Source organism: Flavobacterium sp. 1 (genome assembly GCF_002797935.1).
In the GTDB taxonomy this organism is placed as follows: Bacteria; Bacteroidota; Bacteroidia; order Flavobacteriales; family Flavobacteriaceae; genus Flavobacterium.
Genome location: NZ_PGER01000001.1, coordinates 5283482 through 5303600, shown reverse-complemented (window position 1 = coordinate 5303600; position 20119 = coordinate 5283482). Strand labels below are relative to the sequence as shown.

The window sequence follows — 20119 nt, the reverse complement described above, 5'->3', positions numbered from 1 at the left end:
TTGGAAATAATTTTTACAGGTTTATTACTTTGTCTACTAATTGTGTTTTTTCAAGATTGGAAATACCGCGCAATTCATGTGGTTTTGCCTTTACTGATTTTCTTGTCATCCTATTTTATAATAAGACAGGAAAATAAACTTTCAAATAAAATCATGCTCCTAAACATATGCTTTTTTCTAATAACTCTGAGCATATTAACCATCTATATGAGTTTAAAAAACAAACGCTTTTTAAATCCTTTTCAAAACTATTTTGGATTAGGTGATTTGTTGTTTTATATCGCAATTACCCCATTTTTCAATAATAAAAATTACATTCTCTTTTTCATACTTTCAATGTTTTTTGCCATTTGTCTGCAATTTACATTGAGAAAAAAAATGAAACACGATACGGTTCCTCTAGCTGGATTTTCGGCATTATTTTTATTCATAATTCTTGCAATGGATAGTTTATTAAGCATCCCAAAAATCTCTTTAATATAAATGCAAACTATAATTGTTCATCCAGAAAATCAGCATATTTTGTCCAATGACCTGGCAAATCAGTATAGGGTATTACCAAAAACTGTGTCTGACTCTAGTTTAGAACTTTATATAGATGAATCAAATAACAATCTGGATACCAAAGAAGAATTAGAACTTTTTATTGGAAAAAACATATCATTAATCTCGTTTGATTCATCAGAAATTGAAAAAGCATTATCCATTTATTATCGCAAAGAACGGCTTACTAATTCAAGTAAATCAATTAATGTTGATAAAGGTGATTTTCTTGAAAATTTATTGGGAGAAGCAAAATCTCTAAAATGCAGTGATATACATTTTGAAATTTATGAAGATTCATCTAGAATTCGGTTTAGAATTGATGGGCAATTAATCGAGCGATATAAAGTTGAAAGAGACAATTATCTTGAATTAGTTAATAAAGTAAAGATAAAAGCCAAGCTTAACATTACCGAAAAACGCCTACCGCAAGACGGAAGAATTACAAACGATTCATTTGACATAAGAGTCTCCATTTTGCCAACATTATTTGGAGAGAAAATAGTTATGCGTTTGTTAGGACAAGATGCATCAAATATTGATTTGAATACTCTAGGCCTTCAGCAAGAAGAATTACAGAACTATCTAGAAGCTGTAAAAAAACCAAATGGAATTATTTTAATAAGCGGACCAACCGGGTCTGGAAAAACAACAACGCTATACGCTACTCTGAGATTGCTCAATGATAGTAAAAGAAATATTGTTACAGTAGAAGATCCAATTGAATATACACTAAAAGGAATCAATCAGGTTCAATTAAAAGAAGACATCGGGCTTACTTTTTCGACTGCCTTAAAATCATTTTTACGACAAGATCCCGATGTGATTATGCTTGGTGAAATTCGAGATTCAGAAACAGCTTTAATGGCAATTAGAGCCTCCTTAACAGGTCATTTAGTTTTATCGACAATTCATACCAATTCAGCAATAGGGACAATCTCAAGATTAATTGATATGGGAGTCCCCTCTTATTTGATTGCCGAGACTTTAAATCTTTCGGTAGCGCAACGATTAATAAGAAAATTATGCAATGATTGTAAGAAAGAGGTTGAATGCAATAAAAGTGATTTTCCTGGTAATTTTCAATTTCCTTATGAAATATCCAACTATTATAAGGGTGTAGGCTGTAACAAATGTTATCATACAGGCTATAAAGGCCGTACTGCTATTTATGAAGTTTTACCAATTGAAAATACTATTGTTGAAGCAATAAAAAACAATACTATATCAAAACAATTTAATACTAATGATAACTACAAATCATTGTCAGAAAAGGCATTTGATATCTTATCAAAAGGAGAAACGGCACTAGAAGAAATTTATTCTATTTTAATAAACATATAAATGTTCAAACAAATTATTTACGTTCTAATTGGTTTATTTTTCACAAATACTATTATAGCTCAACAAGATATAAATGAATTAGTTAAGAATTTTGATGCAATGTCAGCACAAAATAAAGGACTTGACGAATCAATAAAAATAGATATAAATGGACTTACACTTCATGACTTTATTTCTACTATCTCAGAAGATCATCAATTAAATGTTGATGTAGATCAGAGTCTAAATCAAATGGTGTCCAATAATTTTTTTGATGTAAAAGTTAAAGACGTATTTATACATTTAGTGCAAAAATATGATCTCGAAGTAACTTTTAGAAATAACATTATTATTTTCAACAAAAGAATTGAAAGAGTTATTGTCCAAAAAAAAACTGCTAAAATAATCGATGTCACATATAATCCGCTAAATGATTTCTTATCCGTTAAATTGGAAAATGACACTTTATCGTCCGTTATTAAAACAATTATAGACAAAACAAGTAAGAATTTGATCTTGGCCCCAACCATCAGAAACATAACCGTTTCCTCCTATATATTAAATCGCCCATTTGACCAAGTAATACAAATGATTGCAAAGTCAAATAATCTATTAGCAGCAAAGGATGATGATGGAATTTATTATATTGAAAAAAACAACACAGAATCAACGGCAAATTTAACAAGTAACAATTCTAATTTAAAAGCCAAACAGCCAAAAGCTGCCGTGGGTCTCCCAGGGTATTATGATGTTTCAGCCAGCAAAAATGGACTATTAACCATAAAAGCATATGCCGCTGATGTCGCGGATCTAATAACCGAAGCAGCAGAAAAACTAAAAATCAATTATTTTTTTTATAACAAACCTGAAAATGAAAAAATCACGCTTTCTGTAGAAAATATAACATTTGACGATCTTTTGGAACAAATCCTTGAAGGAAAAAAATACACTTTCAAAAAACAAGGAGAATTTTATTTAATAGGAGAGCAAATTGCAGAAGGATTAAGAGTGACTGAACTAATACAGATGGAAAATAGATCTATAGAACTAGTTCTTGGTTCTTTACCAAAAGTTTTTTCCGACAAATTAGAGATAAAAGAGTTTACAGAATTGAACGGATTAATAGTTTCTGGATCAAAGAATACTGTTGATGAATTAAAATTATACATAAAACAAATAGACAAAGTTGTTCCTATGGTTCAAATTGAGGTAATTATTGTTCAGTATAATAAATCATATTCTATTCAAACTGGAATGAAGATCGGAATAGACAAATTAAATAAAGCAGTTACTGGTGGCACAATATTTCCATCTACAAATCCAACTGCTGATGTCGTTGTAAATGGATCTTCTATAAATTCTCTAATTGATGCTTTTAACGGTTTTGGAATTTTTAAATTAGGCAAAGTAGCCGAATCCTTTTATGCTAATTTAAAATTACTCGAGAATAATTCCATAATTAATGTAGAATCAACTCCCAAAATAGCAACTATAAGTGGTCATGAAGCAAAATTGTCAATTGGAGAAACCAGCTATTATTTTGAACAGACTAATAGATTAATTAACAATAATATTGGAAACGATGTTTTAAACTCTGGTGTTTGGAAATCTACAGATGCCAATCTAAGCCTATCAATTAAACCGTTTGTGTCAACTGATGAAAATGTGACTTTAACCATAGTTGTTGAAAAAAGCTCCTTTTTAGCCAGAGCAGGTGAAGATGCTCCTCCTGGAAAAGCTACACAAAAATTCGAATCCCTAGTTAGGGTGAAAAATAACGAAATGATTTTATTAGGAGGTTTAGACGAATTAAAGAAAGAGAATTCTGGAACGGGAACACCTGTAATTTCAAGAATACCAATCATTAAATGGTTTTTTAGCAGCAGACAAAAAGGAAAAAGCACGTCAAAATTGCATCTATTTATTAAACCAACAGTAGTATATTAATGATTACAGTTCTATCTAAAATAATACAAATTAACGAATTACACGTTATAGGAATCATTAAAAAAGATAATGAAGAGCTTTATCATGTTTTAACAGTTAAAAAAAAGGGAAATAAAGTAACGATTGTTTCTATGGCTTCATTTACAGAATTTGAGGACCTTAAAAAAAATGTAGATCCAAATTTACCGTTACTTTTATTTATTGACGGAAAGGGCGTATTAAACAAGGCTATTGATTTCAACAATGAAGCTGATGTAAGTTGGTATAAAAACATTGATTTAAACTCTATATATCACATAAGCTTAAAAGGCTTAAACATTGATTTTATAAGCTTCAGCAGAAAAAATATTATAATCGATACTCTCTCAAAATTCAAAAAAAATAATTTTCAAATAATTGATATCTATTTAGGGTCATTCATTTCAGCAATATTGATTAATTCAATAAAAAAAGAAGTAATACTTTCAAATGATTTACTATTAGAATTCAAAAATAGCAAACTACATAAATTTGTAAAACAAACTGATTTTACCAAAAAAGAGAATTACATAATTGGAAACGAAACTATCTCTAACATATACTTGCCTTTATATGCTACAGTAATTGATTTTTTTATAAAATCTAAAGAAATTTCAAAAACAAAAATTGAAACATTAAATACAGACGAAATTATATACAAGAAAGCTTTTAAATATTTTGGAATCTCAATACTAGTTGGTTTCTTGATTTCGCTTTTGATAAGTTTCTTTTTAATTCAATATTATACATCCAAAAACACAGCTCTGAATATTCAAAATATATATACCGATAAAAACTATCAGCAAACATTAGATTTAGAAAAACAAAAAGAAAATAAAGAAAAAATACTGTTAGAATCAGGCTTCTCATCTTCAAAATTCCTATCCTTCTATTCTTATGAAATCATTAAAATAGTTCCGCGAGATGTCTCATTAACCGTTTTAGAAATAACTCCCCTAACCAAGGAATCAAAAGCAAACCAAAAATTAATTTTTGACTCTAACACCATAAATGTAAAAGGAGAAACTTTTAATGAATCTTCATTTAACACTTGGATGGAAAGTCTAAAAAAAATGAATTGGTTGGGAAATTTTGAAATTATTAGTTTGAAAAAAGACAAAAAAAACAAATCTCAATTTGAAATAAAAATCACAATAAAAAATGTTTGAAAAATATTCCTTTAAGAAAAAATTTCTAGCGTTACTACTTTTGACTTTTATAATTGCGATAACAGCATACAAAAGGTCATTTAGTACATTAATTCAAGTAATAAAAGAACATAATGCTTTATCAGAAAAAATTGAAGATGTAAATAAAAAAGCTAATAATTCAAGCAATTTGGCCAAAGAGGTGGCTTATTTAGACAGGCTAATAGGTAAAGAGGGAGTGTCAAAAGAGGTAATACAGCAAGAAATTGTAAACTTTACAGCAAAAAGACACCCTAAAGTGTCCATTAATGTATTAGAGCCGATACACCTTTTTAAAGATGAAAGCCATACTATTATCACAAATCAACTGGATGTCACCGGTAATGTTAACCAATTATTACAATTAGGATACGATTTTGAGAAAAATTTTAGTGATTCAAGAATTGTAAATATGCATTTCTATGTCTCAAAAAAAAACAACAAAACAGATCTTTTACATTTTAAAATTATATTTCAAAATTATGAAAAAAATAAATAGAGTTTCAATAATAGCAATTGCATTAGTTTTGTTTTCCTGTGATGATATACTAGAAAAGGACATAACAAATAATATGATAGAACTTATATCACCAAAAGATTATGAAGAGATTGAAAGTAATGTTGTCAATTTTAAATGGAATAGCCTTTCTGACTCAGATAAATATCGCATACAAATTTTCAAAACAGATAAAACAAAAATATTAGATTCATTAATAACTAAAACAAATTTAACGTATTCTCTCCTTCCTGGTGAATACCAATGGAGAGTAAGGGGCGAAAATTTTGCATATCAATCTTCCTACTCTCTCCATGCTGATTTTTCTGTAATCGAATCAACTGATTTAGGTAACCAAAAAATAATTTTAAAAAATCCAGCAGATAATCATTATACAAAAAGCAGTACTCTAACTTGTAATTGGGAAGCACTTAAGATGGCAGATTATTACGAGTTTGAATTATTAAATGTAACCAATGGAGAAACTATTGTTTTTCAGGAATCAAATATTACGAACCCAACATTTATAATAAATAACACTAATTTAAGCGCAGAAGCTAAATACAAATGGAAAGTAAAAGGAGTAAATGGGACATCTGCAACTCTTTTTAGTTCAAATACATTTTCTGTTGACAGAACTAATCCTAATCAACCTAGCAATACACTTCCCATACAAAATGCATCATTTACAACAAACCAAACAATTAATTTTAGTTGGTCAATCCTAGCCGATGTCGGTGCTATTCAATCACCCATTTCATACACAATAGAATTCTCAAACGATATTAATTTTACAACTATAATCCAAAAAAATGATGTTTCGACAGCGTCATTTGATAAAGCTTTCACTGCAATTGGAAGTTATTATTGGCGAATTAAAGCAACTGATTTGGCAGGAAACGTAAGTATCTATAGTACTCCTTTTAAATTTATAGTAAAATAAATAATTCTCAATACCTAATGAAAAAGAAAATTAATGTCGCTTTAATATTAATTGTTTTGACTGTATGGGGTTTAGTAGCATCAAAAACTCTAAAGCAATATTTTTTTTTAGATAAAAAAACAAATCATACAAAAAATTACAATTCAAATTTAAAAATAAATCAAATTAATAAAGACACTTTTTCTATCAATCATATTGATAGAGACCCTTTTTTAAACAAAGAAGGCGGCGTAATTACTTCTTCGTTAGCTCAAAACACACATTTTAAAAGCACTATTATAAAAAAGAAAATAATAATTAAACATGTAGAAATTTTAAATTGGCCACTGATTTCTTATCATGGTTATATCAATTCTAAAGATCGAAAAGATGAATTACTAATATTAGTAAACATAGATAAAAAACTGCATAAACTAAAACTAAATGTGCAGTCTGAAGGTATAACAGTAAAAAAAGTTTACAAGGATTCTATCGAAATAGATTTCAATAAAGAGATAAAAATATTTCGATTAAATTGATTTTAAAGGTAGTATCCTGTAAATGTTTAAGTAGTAAAAAAAGTATGAGGGTTTGTGTGTAAGAAGAAAAGTTAGTGATAGCGAAATTATCTTAACGGCAATAGTTTTCTTCAAGAAATTTTTATGACAATTATTCGCCAGTTATAAAGTTCATGAAACAATATGGATTCATTCCCAATATACTGGAAAAAAGCAGAGCCACCTTCCTCTTCGATTTGATTGTGAAATATAATCAATCTAAAATGAAAATTCATCAACCATTTTGACCACATTACCTTTAATTTTAAAATATACCATTTAGAAATATAAAATATAATCCAATTCTATCTCTCTCCTTTGGAGAGGGTTGGGGTGAGGTTAAACAAAAAAACTATTTTAAATTTCTAAATGGTATAAAAAAATCCATTTATTTTTGTTGATATATATTACAAAAAACAAACCCTTAAACATTAATTGCTTAAGGGTTTGCTTCCATTTATATACAGATTTTTAAAGGTCTTAAAAAGGTCTTACTTAATAACTAGCCCGACAAAAAAACGTTGTTACTACTTTTTAAGTTCAAAACAACTTTACTATAAATTACTTTCTCCATATTTTATCATACCATGAGGCTTTTTTAATATTAACCCCATATCCATATCCATATCCATATCCTTTTGTCGAGTCAGTATCGTTTAGTAATAAGCACATATTTGGCAGCTTATTTGCTTTATACAATTCATTAGGAATATTCAGCATGCGTTTTTCCAAAAAGTTCGCACGAGCAACATAAATAAAACAATCAGCATGTTTAGCTACCAGCAGAGTATCAGTTACTAAACTTACAGGAGCAGTATCAACAATAATATAATCATATTGTGCTCTGAGAGTTTTAAAAAGATCATCTACCTTATTACTCATTAATAATTCTGCTGGATTTGGAGGAATTACCCCAGCAGGAAGAATGTAAAAATTATCAAAACCATCTTGCTTTACAATTAGATCTTCCAATTTTAAATCTTTCGATGACAAATAATTAGTAAAGCCTCTTTCTGGCAAAGCAAAATATTCATCCAATCTTGGATTTCTGATATCCATTCCAATCAATAATACTTTTTTGCCAGATAAAGCAAAAGTTCCCGCTAGATTAGCTGACACAAAGGTCTTCCCTTCCTTAGGAAAAGTAGAAGTCAAAAATATAGTTTTAGCACTATTTTCATCTGCTTTGCTTAATATAAATTCCAGATTAGTTCTGATAATTCTCAATGCTTCTGCAGAACTGGTTCGGCTTTCAGATTTTATAATCTCTGAAGGCGAATCAGAACTAGGAACATCCCCTACAAAAGGAATCATGGTCTTTCCTTCCAAATCTAACCTGCTTTTTATTTTGGTATCTAATAAATCAATTACATAAATAATTCCAAAAGGAATTAATAATCCTAACAATAAAGCAACTAAATAAATAATGTTCTTCTTAGGAGAAACTGGTGTTTTCAAGGCTTTACCTGCATCAATCACGCGTGCATTTGGTTCTGTTGCCGCTAACGAAATAGCTGTTTCTTCTCTTTTTTGCAACAAGTACAAATACAATTCTTCTTTAACTTTTTGCTGTCTCGCAATTACTTTAAACTGGCGTTCCTTAACAGGAATCTTTCCAATTTTGGCATTCAAAATACCCTCACTTTGTTTTAAATCATTCTTTTGAATAGTTAAATTGGATTGTATTCTTAACAGACTAGCCTTTACATTTGCTTTTAGCGAAGCTATCTGCTGATCTAATTTGATTACAGAAGGATTCTCTGGAGTAGCTGATTTCAGAATCCTGTTACGATCCAATACTAGTGTATTATAGGAATCAATTAAGCCACTTGCATCTCCCTGACCACTAATAAGATTAGCAGGAAGCAAATCAGAACTAGTGCTTTTATTAATAAAACCCAACATTGAAGAAACCACATTCAATTGAATTTCAGTTTCTGCTCCCTTTTGAACATACTCTTCTGATCCTTCAACATAAAGCTTAGCTTCTGATTCAATATCTGTTACTTTATTTGAAGTTTTAAAGCTTTCGACATTTTTTTCAACACCATCCAGTTCCTGTGTTATAATTTCTAGTCTATTATTTATAAATTCAGAAGTGTTTTCAGCTATAAAATTCTTATCAGTCGCAGCATTACTATTGTAAATTGCTATCAAATTATCAAGAAAATCCTCTGCTTTTTCCACTACTGGATCTTTTATAAATATTTCTACAACACTACTAGTCTTACTTATAGGATTCACTGTTAGCCGATTTCTAAAACTATCAGCTATATCTTCAAGCGGACTAATTACTATAATAATATCCCTATCGCTTTCTTTTATATTTTTTGATATTGATTTTGTTTTATTAATAATCATTTGCCCATTTCTAGTAGTTATTAGTTCGCCATAATGAAACCTATTAGTAGTCGAGTATATTTTTGAATTTTCATCAAGCGGTTCCTTTTTTAACTCAAAAGTATCTGAAGTTAATTCCTTATAATTTAAATTCATTTTACTTTTGTAAAAGTGATTCTCAGGATTGACTAGTATTACTTCAATAGGAGCTTCTTTGTAGAGCTCATTATCTGTTATCTTTCCCTTAAAAACTATGCTTACAGTAAGATTTAATTTTTTTACAGTATTTTCTATTAATGTTCTTGATTTTAAAATTTCTATTTCATTATCGACATTGCTTTTCATTCCTCCAGCTATTCCTCCTATATCGGCAAAAGCAGAAAGCTCTGAAAGCATGCCCCCTTTTTTTTCATCTTTTACTAAAATTGTTGTCGAAGCCTGATACAACGGTATTGTATATCTTAAATACAAAAAGGCAAAAATTAAACTAACGCCGACTCCTAACCCAAACCATTTCCAGTGAATCAAATACTTGTCAAAAAATGCTTTCAAATCAAAATCATTCTCTAAGTCGTCATTAAAGCTATAATTATTATTTTCCATTTAAAATTTTAGTTTGTAGAAGTGACAATTAATGTAATTATTGTAATTATTAAAGAGGTAATAGAAATAAGCACTCCTGTATTAGGACCAACAGCAGCTCCGTTTATCTTATTTTTATTGGGTTCTACATACAGAACATCATTTTGTGCTAAGTAATAAAAAGGGGAGTTGATAAAATCTGCCTTTGTGATATCGACTCTGTTATAGGTTTTAACTCCATCAACTTCCCTTATTATTAATATATTATTTCTTTTACCGTAAATTGTCAGATCTTTGGCCATAGCTAAAGCTTCAATAAGAGTAATCCTTTCAGAAGCTACTCCATAGGTTCCTGGTGAATTAACTTCACCATGTACAGAAATTTTAAAATTTGTGATTCTAATATTAATAATCGGATTTTTAATATAAACCCCTATCTTATTATGAAACATATCTAATATCTCTGTTCGAGTTAAACCACCCACCTTTAATCTTCCCAAAACGGGAAAATCGATATTGCCATTGGAATCCACCATATACAATTGCATAGTTTCCTCACCACGAGCACTTACTGTATTTTGCTTACTTTGATTAGATACACTTACTGTACGCAAATTAAATGGGATAGCAATTTCTGGATCTTCAGCAGAAACAATAATAGACAACAAATCATCGGGCTGAATTTTGATTTCGTAACTATTGGCATTTTTTTGAGATTGTATTCCATCAATATTTTGATAATAAACAACATCTCGTTTTGAAGCACAAGCATAAAACAAAAATAACAATGATAAAAAACCAGTTATCTTTATAAAAAAAGAAAATATCAATTTCATTCGACTTACAATTTTAGTTGACAAATATAGGGATTTAAAATTTATTCATCCTCAATCTAGGATTTGACAGATAATATAAACGAAAGTGTTTTCTTTTAAATCATTTAAAAAATTAATATGCATTTTCTTCTCCTTTAAATATATTTACAACAGTTTTTATGATGATTTTTACGTCAAGCAACAAACTCCAATTCTCAATATACCAAATATCAAAATCTACACGATTTTCCATATCTATTAGTTCTTTTGTCTCTCCACGGTACCCATTTATTTGTGCCCAACCCGTAATTCCTGGTTTAGCATATTGTCGAACCAAATAATGATTAATTAATCCTGTATATTGTATTGTATGATTAACCATGTGTGGTCTTGGCCCCACCACAGACATATCTCCCCAAAGCACATTAAAAAACTGTGGGAGTTCATCAATACTAGTTTTACGAATAAAGGCGCCAGATTTTGTCAAGCGGCTGTCTCCTTTTTTTGCCTGCAAATCATTAGAAGAATTATTAACCCTCATGCTTCTGAATTTTAAACATTTAAAAGATCTGTTATCTCTTCCTGTGCGTTCTTGTGTAAAGAAAACTGGACCAGGTGATTCTATCTTTATAATCAGCATCAAAAGAGGAAAAAGCCAAGGAAATATCAATAAAATAACCCCTAAAGAAAAGAAAATATCAAAGGTTTTTTTCATTAGACGATTTACAGTAAACTCTAACGGTTCACTGCGAAACATTAGTACTGGAGTATTCTCATAAAAAGAGATTTCGACTTTACTTGACTTGGTATACAACTGAAAATCAGGTATAAATTTAATCCGCACCATATGATGCTCACAAATTTGAATTAATTTATTAATAACTGCAATATTATCAATATGTAATGCAACATACATCTCATCAACTTGCTTCTTAAAAAGAAACTCTTCAATATAGTCAAAATCTCCTAAAATAGGAGAAGATATAAAGGCAAAAGGATCGACCTTTTCATCAAAAAAACCTAAAAACCGATAGCCATACGTCAAGTCTCTTGCCAGCACTTTACGAATCCTTTCTCCTGTATCATTCGCTCCTACAATAACAAAGTTTCTAAAATTATAACCCTTAGCTCTTATATATCCTAAAAGCCTCATGCTTAAATATCTTGAAATCATCAGAAGGCAAAAGAAAAAAATATAAAAATAAGACAATCTCAGACTTGAAATATTGGGATATCTTAAGAAACCGACGAAAACAGCAATCAAAGCCGCATGAAATACTATTTTCTTTGTAGTCCTTTTTAAAATAGACTCTATTGACTCAACCCTTACAATCCTATAGGAATCACGATGCAGCAATAATCCAATCCATAGAATATTCCCTAACAAGGAAATTGTTTGTACTTCTCTTAAAAAAAGATGTTCTATGTTACCGAACCTGCACAAAGCAGAAAGAACAATAGCACTGTTTAACAGAATGATATCCCAAAAAACAAATAAGAGTTTGAAATAACGAGAAAAATTATGGTTATTTAATTTCTGTAAAATTGACATATAAAAAAATTAAATATTATTATTCCTTTTTGAAAATATCTGCAAAATGTTCTGCATATTGATTTATAATAAGTTCCCAATCATAAACATTTTTGATTTTTTTTGTATTCTCAATTAACATTGATTGACAACTACCATCACTATACTTTATATTCAGTAAATGATTGGTTATATCATTTGCGTCATTAAAATAAATCGCATCATTACCCAAAATATATCGGTTAAAATCATTATTATTTGCACAAATTAAACTGTTTGAAGCCATCGCTTCTAATAATGATGGATTTGTACCTCCAACTGTATGTCCATGAAAATAAATATTAGAATAATAACGTAAGTTATTCAAAATATCAATATTGTAAATACCTCCAATAAATTGAATTTGGGGAGACAAAGAAAACTTATTTTTTAAATAATTTCCATATGTAGTTTCATGATTCCCAATTACTAAAAAAGGACGTGAAAGATTTGCTTTTGCTACACCCTCTAAAATAATTTCTATACTATTCTCAGGTTCTAATCTTGCAATAAGCATATCATATTCATTAGGTTGCAACTTATAATTTTTAAGAACACTGACGTCATTATTTTCAAAAAGTGTAGCCCCATAAGCAATATAAACAGATACTGCGTTGTAGGTTTCTTTTAAATAATTTTGAATCCCAATAGAATCCGAAATAAGATGATCACTGTATTTAACTCCTAATGACTCTGCATAACGTAGAAACTTTTTTACTTTTTCAGAGTATTTAGTTCTCTTCCACTCTAAACCGTCCATATTAGTTGTAATTATAGCTTTTTTTGGCATTAACCATCCCCAAATTGAACTACTGGTATAACCCAATTGTAATATAATGTCACAATTTTGTCTTCTCACATCCAAAATACAATTTAAATCATAAATAAACTGACCAGCAGTGCCCAGTTTATACTCTGGATCATAGCAATGAACTATCTGAACTCTTTTCCATACTTTTCCCTTATATGGATGATTATGTGAATTGTAAACGACAACTTCAAATCCTCTTTTCACAAATCCTAAAGCAAGGTACTCCGCACATTGTTCGAAACCACCATAATGATTAGGAATTCCTCTTGTCCCCATTATTGCTATTTTCATAATTTTAAAATTTAGATTTCAACAAGTATTTAATTTTTATTTTCCTCCAAATAATTTTTATGGGAATAAAAAACTAAAAACTAAAACCAGCCAATAGCTCCATTTTGGAAAATAAACTTTTATATCATTTTGAAAACCTTCAGAACTAAAAGTTTCTCGTTTTGCAATTTTAACATTAAAAAAAAGTAGTGGAAGATAGTTATATAAAATATCTTTAAATATTTTATTTTTTGTGTCTAATTTTATATAACCTTTATTACAAGCATTTTCAATTAAGGAAGGATACTCTATAGTAAAAGCATGAAATTTATTATGTCCCCCTCTTTTTTTAATAAATTGTGTCGTAAAAAGATTCTGATCATTTATAACAAATCCATTTTTATAATGTTGAGTAAAAAATATACTTGTATGAGGAAAGAGCGTATTTAATGAAGCAGAAGCGTCTATAAGATCAAAGTCTTCTTTCCATATAGAAATCCCATTACTCCATGAGGATAAATAGGATAAGTTATAATTAAACTCATTAAAGTTGTCATATTCACAAATAGTACCTTTTTTGAGTAGGCCAGCTGTAAAAAACATTAGAGGCTTCTTAGTTAGATTACTTTTAACATTGCTGATTAATGTTAACAAAGCACCAGGATTAAAAATTTCTTGACTATTATGCAATTTAATAAAATATCCATTTCCATAAGTCAATGCAAAATAGGAATTCATAAACCCTTCACATTCGGTGTAAAAATATTTAAAATTTGAATACCTGAACTCTTTTAATAAAATCTCTAAAGACTTACTGGAATTATTATCCGAGACAATTACTTCAAAGTCATTCTGATCACACTCAAATAGATTCTTTTCACTATAAATACTATTTAATGTATTTCTTACATATTCTATCCTACCATTCGCAGGTATGCATATTGATATTACAGGTATATTTTGCATTTATTTGTTATTGACTCTTTATTTTCTATGCTTTATAATTTTTGCTGGAATACCAGCTATAATAACATTTTCAGGAAAAACATCTTTTACAATTGCTCCAGCAGCTACAATGCATCCATCACCAATTACGGCTCCATCCAAAAAAGTAGCTTTAGCACCGATCCAGCAGTTATTCCCAACCTTTATTCCCTTACCAGAAACTCCTTGTAATCTTATCGGGATTGATAAATCTGAATGATTATGATTCTCGGGATGAAAACTAACATAATTTCCAATAATGGTATCATCACCTATTTCCAACCCCCCAACTCCACTTCCATAATGACCGTGAGATCCGAGTCCAACATTGTTTCCAATTTTAATACCTTTTGCAATATTTTTAAGACTTCCTGTTAAATCCATATGAGTATGAAACCCCATGGAAACATTATCTCCACAAACCAACCCTTCTTTTGATAAGGCATTTACATAACAATTTCTACCTATAGAAAAATTTTTTCCGAATTTTATTTTGGAACTGCAATGTATTGTAGAAGATGGATGTACAAAAACCATCTTAAACTTCCTCAATGAGTAAATACCATATAATAAAGAATAAAACTTAATTATAAAAAAATAGAGTAAATAAGACAAAGGCACTGATTCGTCTATTTTAAACTCTTCTCCTTTTAGTTTAGAAACCATTTTATTCATTAAATCAATCATACAAATTTTCTTATTTTAAACAGTTTGTACGCAAAATAATCTCTTAAAAATAATAGGTTATTAAGAAGTGGGATAATTGTTTTATGGAGCTTTCTGATTTCATAAGATTCTTTGATTGCTTTCACAGAAAAACTCATCCCTCCTACTTTCATTTTGGCAATTTTCTCCTGTAAAAAGTAACTTTTTAAGCTATCTTTTTTTCGAAGTAATATTTCATAATCGGCACATATTTTAAAATCCAAATTATAAAAACCTACTTTTTCAAATAAATTTTTTTTATGATGTAGCGAAGCAACGTGAGCTGCCGAATTGCCTTTTCTCATTAGTTTCCAATCTGCTCCATTACCAAGCAATTTTATCAATTTTTCATCCTCATTTACATATTCATTTTGAGCCGAAATATAATCAAACGATGAAAAATCATTATTTGCAAGCAGATTTATGTATTTGTTAATAGCATCAGGCAAAAGTTCATCATCAGCTCCAATAAACATAATCCAATCACCAGTAGCAACTTTAATTCCCTTATTCCAAGCATCATAAATACCTTTATCCTTTTCACTGATCCAATATGAAATATATTTTTGATGTTTTTTTATGACATCAATTGTATCATCTTTTGAAGCTCCATCAATAATGACTAATTCAATATCATTATTTAATTGGGGAATTATACTGTTTAAACATATTTCTAGATACTTACCCGCATTGTAAGTAGCTATAACGATAGTTATCAAATTGCTATTCATGAATTAATTTATTATCAATGAATTATTTTTAAAAAAAAAATTCTTCTTTTTTTGTACCATTATAATTGATGCAAGCACAAAAAAGAAGAAAAACCCTGTACGAGAAATTGGTTCCGATAAAAGTGTCAGTATAATAACAGTAATGAATATATTTTTCAATTTATTATCAGTAAACAAGTTAAAAGAATACGTTTTATACAATAAATAGCCTCCTACAATTAAACCGAAATCCAATAAAAAAATAAATAATCCATTCACCATTTCTGCACTCAAATATCCAGTTTTGTCACCCTGTAATGAATCATCCCAATTTTGTTCTCTTACCTTTAATATCATTTGATCAGAAGAATTTAGTGTCTTTTTAGGATCTTCACCAATAATAGGACTTCTTTCTAGCATTTTTATTCCTAAGGTAAAATCACCTAGTCTTACCATAGATGAAGTTGCTCCACTTCCCTGAAACTTATCAGTAATATTATTAATAATAAGAGTTGATAAACTTAATAATATTAATACAGGAATGATTATAGCTTTAACATTTTTCACTGATTTAATGTATAAAAAATATGAAAGTATAACAAATAACATTAAAATTATTCCAGTGGTTGAGAATGTAAATATTATTGCAAGTATTGATAAAAAAATCTCAATAAACTTTTTTTTCCAATAAAACATTAGTAAAAGATTCATATTTAAGTACATTTGCCAAATACCAGGTTCCCAAGCTAATGCGCACAATCTATAATTATTTAAAAATGATGGTCCTCCAGAATCAATGTACCATAAAACATAACCTATTTGTCGATAATAAGTATTAACATAAGTCGGTTGAAACAGCGACTGACCAACAAATAAAAATATTATATGTAATAAAGTGAAGTACATATAAAATTTAAGGAGTATGGTAATATCGCTTGTGAATTTATTTCGATAGTTAGGTATACGATAATTTAGTAAGACAATATATGAAGAAACTATAGCTACAAAAATAAAATATGGTATCTCATTACTTTTAATAGAATAAAACACAAAAAGAATAAAACACAAAGCTGTTATAACCAACAAATCTGGCAACAATACTCTGCGTAAATTTTTGAAATTTAAAAAAAGTAAAATCAATAACCAAATTATAAGACCACCACTCATATGGAGGATATTAAAACCTGTTCCTGAAAAAAAAAGGATTCCTAATGACAAACACCTTTTAAATTGAACCCTATTTATTTTAGACATCTGATTTTTTTAAAAATATTTTTTTTCGCTAATCATTTGAACTAATGACTTTAAAAATAAAATCAAGCTATATCTGTTTTTAATAACTATATATGAAGGTAAGATTAAATCTTTAACATCCACTTTAAATCGATATCCAAACCACAAACTTGGCATAATAATTTTTTTATTATTGTTATTATTTAAATAAGCACCCCACCAACTAAAAGAACTATTGCTAAGAATATTATTGTCGCAAAATGATTGAATATATAAATCAATAATGGGAGATGTATTCTCAACATATATAATATTCTTTAATTTTATATTATTCTTACACCATCCGATATCATCACTTACCAAAATAAAATTCTCGTTTTCGCCTATTAAATTAATTGCCTTTAAATAATAATTTATGCCACAAAATGGATGTTTGTGCAATGCTTTGAGGTAGTCACCTCTCCTTACATGGATACTTGTATACCCTCCGTTTAAGATTTTTGGATAAGTCAACTGAATAAATTCCATAGTAACTTTGTCAACAGCAAATTGCTCCAACACTTTATCTCTATTTAAATACTTATAAGACTGAAAATATCCTTTAATTATTAAATTAGTACCAATCGTATAAGGTATCTCGCTATAATGATAAAAAGATTCTTCATAGACGCTAATACCATTAGGAATATAATTTAAAATAGGAAACCCTTTGAAAAATGTATCTTTATATTTAAGTGTTAACTCATACTCATTTTCTAACGGCACACATATTGTAATTTCAGAACTTAAAGATAATGCTGCACCCAGTTGAAAAAGATTGTTACCAAGTCTATCACAAAAAACTACGTATATCATGTTATAATTTAATTAATTCGTCTTATTACTTTTGCCGGATTTCCGGCAGCTATACAGTCTTCAGGTATATCATGCAAAACAATACTTCCACTCCCAATTATAGAACGCGCACCAATTTTTACACCCTTAAGAATTATACATCTAGTCCCGATAAGTACATCATCCCCGATGACAATAGGCTTATTCACTTTATTTTTAAAATCTAACTCATCATTACGTCGGTCTAGGAATGATAAAGAATGAGCATCTGAATCAAGAACAATCGTATCTGCACCTATGTTTACATAATTACCGATAAATATAGATTGGTGCGACCATAAACAAACAGAACTAAATCCACAATGATTACCAATAATAAGTGATGCTCCATCTTCAATCTGAATTGAAGTTTTTATATTTCTACTTAAGGGGTTAAGCCCTCTTCCACTTTTAAAACAACAATTATCACCTATTACTGCATTAAAATTAATTCCTGTTTTTAAATATAAATTGCCTTGAACAATGAGGTTCTTACCAAATGAAATACCATAAGATTTCATTTTAAAACGTCCCCATCTCCAGTTTAAGGAATTAATTACAATATTAAGAAACTTACTCCCCTTTCTATGAAGTTTGACTATCATGAAGAATTTTGTATATAGAAATTAAATTCATAATTATTTCGGTACGATTGTGTCTACTATTTGCAACCTTAACAGCTTCTGTAGAAATTTTTTCTGCAATTGATTCAGTTAAACATATTTCTTTTATACTATAAGCTAATGTATATGGATCATTAGCCGGTACAATAACTCCTGTTAGATTATTTTTAATCAATGAGGACATACCTCCAACATTACAGGCAATCACAGGAACTCCACAAATCTGAGCCTCACATACACTATTTGGAGAGTTATCAATGTATGAGGGATGGACGAAAACATTAGCTGTTTGCAATGCTAAACGTATTTGTTCAGAAGTCCCCATTCCTCTTAACATCAAATTGACATTAGAAGCCTTAATACCTATTAACTTTTCTTGAACTACTAAATCATCAATCCCGTATACTTCCCATTCAAAATCAAAATCTAATTCTTGTTTTAATAAATTCGCAACTTTCAATAATAAATCTCCACCTTTATACAATGGATCCGATATTGTTGTTAAAATCTTGGCTTTATTAGATTTTTGTGGTTCCCATTTTAAATTTGTATAAAATTCATCTCTTAATGCTTCTTCACAATGAAAATAAGTTGCGTTTTTCGAATAAATTTTAGTCAAAATCCTGTCCCAATCAGTACGTCCCATGAAAAATTTACAATTCTTAAATATATATTTTTCTCTGTCTGCAATATATTTCCAGCCATTGTATTCTTTTATATTTTTACTAATAGAAAGTGGACTAAAACCATCTTTAATAATAAAATCTTTCAGTGAAATATTTGGAGGAAAAAAAGCATTCAAATACGGATTAATTATTCCTTGTAAATGAATAATTACAGGAATTTTAGTGTGTTCGCATATTAAACCAAAATTTTTTTCAGTTCCCCAAATATGAATAACAGAAGGCTTAAAATCGTTAATTACATCAAGATATTTCTTCACATATTGATTATCTGAATTTTTGAAACGTTTATTTAAATTGTTTACATATTTCAGTTTAGAAATAACTTTATCTAAAATACCTGAATGATTAGAAACCGGATAATATGTAGTTCCATTAATTTCTTTTTTAAACTCAGAATCTTCAAGCAAAAACGAAATTCCTAATTCAATATCTGTCTCTTTGTCTAGAACGCTTTTTAATGAGTTCATCCAGCCACCACCATTATATCCAGTTATATGCTCTTGATAATCGACCGAAGAATTAGTAAACCAAAGTACTCTCATAGACTTTTAATTTTATGATATAATTTAACTAAAAGCATATTAAATCTGAACGGCAATACCTTTACTACTAATAGCAGTATTAGACTTACTTTTTTAGAATGTAAAGACTGAAAAAAGTATTTAAATGGTATGTCAGGTGTTATAAATGCCGATTTACAGAGATCTAATTTTTCTTGATTATTTATATTTTTACTATTATAAGAATTTCTTACCGTTGAAATATAGCCAAAAAGAAAGGCTTCAATATTACAGCATATAGATTCTAATTTATCATTGTCTTTTTTCAAAAAATATTTATAATCTCGAATAGAGAGATAAATTCTTGCTGTATCTAATGATACATCATTATACATTATTGTGTTTGTAATTGATGAATTGCGAA

Annotated in this window: 18 protein-coding genes; 7 read left to right on the top strand and 11 right to left on the bottom strand. The window is 28.9% G+C overall.

What is annotated here, in order from left to right:
• From CLU83_RS22930 to CLU83_RS21805, 7 genes are read left to right on the top strand one after another with little or no spacing between them, the layout of a single operon-like run.
• Entirely contained in the window at positions 1 to 483 is a 483-nt protein-coding gene (locus CLU83_RS22930; protein WP_100433538.1) for a prepilin peptidase, read from the top strand.
• Positions 484 to 1887: a GspE/PulE family protein gene (locus tag CLU83_RS21830; RefSeq protein WP_100433537.1), complete on the top strand. Its 1404-nt coding sequence runs from the start codon at positions 484 to 486 to the stop codon at positions 1885 to 1887.
• The gene (locus CLU83_RS21825) at positions 1888 to 3813 is read left to right on the top strand and encodes a type II secretion system protein GspD (RefSeq protein WP_100433536.1); all 1926 of its coding nucleotides are present in this window, start codon (positions 1888 to 1890) and stop codon (positions 3811 to 3813) included.
• Positions 3813 to 5000, top strand: coding sequence for a PilN domain-containing protein (locus tag CLU83_RS21820; RefSeq protein WP_100433535.1), 1188 nt, complete (start codon positions 3813 to 3815; stop codon positions 4998 to 5000). The genes CLU83_RS21825 and CLU83_RS21820 overlap by 1 nt, the downstream gene beginning before the upstream one ends.
• Positions 4993 to 5517: a hypothetical protein gene (locus tag CLU83_RS21815; protein ID WP_100433534.1), complete on the top strand. Its 525-nt coding sequence runs from the start codon at positions 4993 to 4995 to the stop codon at positions 5515 to 5517. The genes CLU83_RS21820 and CLU83_RS21815 overlap by 8 nt, the downstream gene beginning before the upstream one ends.
• Complete coding sequence (locus CLU83_RS21810; protein WP_157802159.1) at positions 5501 to 6457, top strand: hypothetical protein; 957 nt, start codon at positions 5501 to 5503, stop codon at positions 6455 to 6457. The genes CLU83_RS21815 and CLU83_RS21810 overlap by 17 nt, the downstream gene beginning before the upstream one ends.
• 17 nt (positions 6458 to 6474) lie before the next feature.
• Positions 6475 to 6975, top strand: a complete 501-nt coding sequence (locus CLU83_RS21805; RefSeq protein ID WP_100433532.1) for a hypothetical protein — start codon at positions 6475 to 6477, stop codon at positions 6973 to 6975.
• Between the two features lie 579 nt (positions 6976 to 7554).
• On the opposite strand, the gene CLU83_RS21800 is transcribed toward CLU83_RS21805, so the two are convergent.
• The 11 genes from CLU83_RS21800 to CLU83_RS21750 all read right to left on the bottom strand — a co-directional run bounded on the left by CLU83_RS21800 (position 7555) and on the right by CLU83_RS21750 (position 19737).
• Complete coding sequence (locus tag CLU83_RS21800) at positions 7555 to 9936, bottom strand: polysaccharide biosynthesis tyrosine autokinase (RefSeq protein ID WP_100433531.1); 2382 nt, start codon at positions 9934 to 9936, stop codon at positions 7555 to 7557.
• 8 nt (positions 9937 to 9944) lie between these two features.
• Positions 9945 to 10751: a polysaccharide biosynthesis/export family protein gene (locus CLU83_RS21795; protein ID WP_100433530.1), complete on the bottom strand. Its 807-nt coding sequence runs from the start codon at positions 10749 to 10751 to the stop codon at positions 9945 to 9947.
• 112 nt (positions 10752 to 10863) lie between these two features.
• Positions 10864 to 12282 (bottom strand): undecaprenyl-phosphate glucose phosphotransferase, encoded by a 1419-nt coding sequence (locus CLU83_RS21790; RefSeq protein ID WP_100433529.1) that lies wholly within the window; start codon positions 12280 to 12282, stop codon positions 10864 to 10866.
• 19 nt (positions 12283 to 12301) lie between these two features.
• Complete coding sequence (locus CLU83_RS21785) at positions 12302 to 13402, bottom strand: DUF1972 domain-containing protein (RefSeq protein ID WP_100433528.1); 1101 nt, start codon at positions 13400 to 13402, stop codon at positions 12302 to 12304.
• Positions 13403 to 13459: 57 nt separating this feature from the next.
• Positions 13460 to 14347, bottom strand: a complete 888-nt coding sequence (locus tag CLU83_RS21780) for a glycosyltransferase family 2 protein (protein WP_198512329.1) — start codon at positions 14345 to 14347, stop codon at positions 13460 to 13462.
• Between the two features lie 18 nt (positions 14348 to 14365).
• Entirely contained in the window at positions 14366 to 15052 is a 687-nt protein-coding gene (locus CLU83_RS21775; protein ID WP_198512328.1) for an acyltransferase, read from the bottom strand.
• Positions 15049 to 15801 carry a glycosyltransferase family 2 protein gene (locus tag CLU83_RS21770; RefSeq protein ID WP_100433527.1) on the bottom strand — a complete coding sequence of 251 codons (753 nt, stop codon included), beginning with the start codon at positions 15799 to 15801 and terminating at the stop codon, positions 15049 to 15051. Before CLU83_RS21770 ends, CLU83_RS21775 begins: the two co-directional genes overlap by 4 nt.
• Before the next feature lie 3 nt (positions 15802 to 15804).
• Positions 15805 to 16998: a hypothetical protein gene (locus tag CLU83_RS21765; RefSeq protein WP_198512327.1), complete on the bottom strand. Its 1194-nt coding sequence runs from the start codon at positions 16996 to 16998 to the stop codon at positions 15805 to 15807.
• A 45-nt stretch (positions 16999 to 17043) separates the two neighbouring features.
• Positions 17044 to 17868 carry an alpha-1,2-fucosyltransferase gene (locus tag CLU83_RS21760; protein WP_100433525.1) on the bottom strand — a complete coding sequence of 275 codons (825 nt, stop codon included), beginning with the start codon at positions 17866 to 17868 and terminating at the stop codon, positions 17044 to 17046.
• Positions 17869 to 17876: 8 nt separating this feature from the next.
• Entirely contained in the window at positions 17877 to 18491 is a 615-nt protein-coding gene (locus tag CLU83_RS21755) for a DapH/DapD/GlmU-related protein (RefSeq protein WP_100433524.1), read from the bottom strand.
• Positions 18472 to 19737: a glycosyltransferase gene (locus CLU83_RS21750; RefSeq protein ID WP_100433523.1), complete on the bottom strand. Its 1266-nt coding sequence runs from the start codon at positions 19735 to 19737 to the stop codon at positions 18472 to 18474. The genes CLU83_RS21755 and CLU83_RS21750 overlap by 20 nt, the downstream gene beginning before the upstream one ends.
• Positions 19738 to 20119 lie beyond the last annotated feature (382 nt).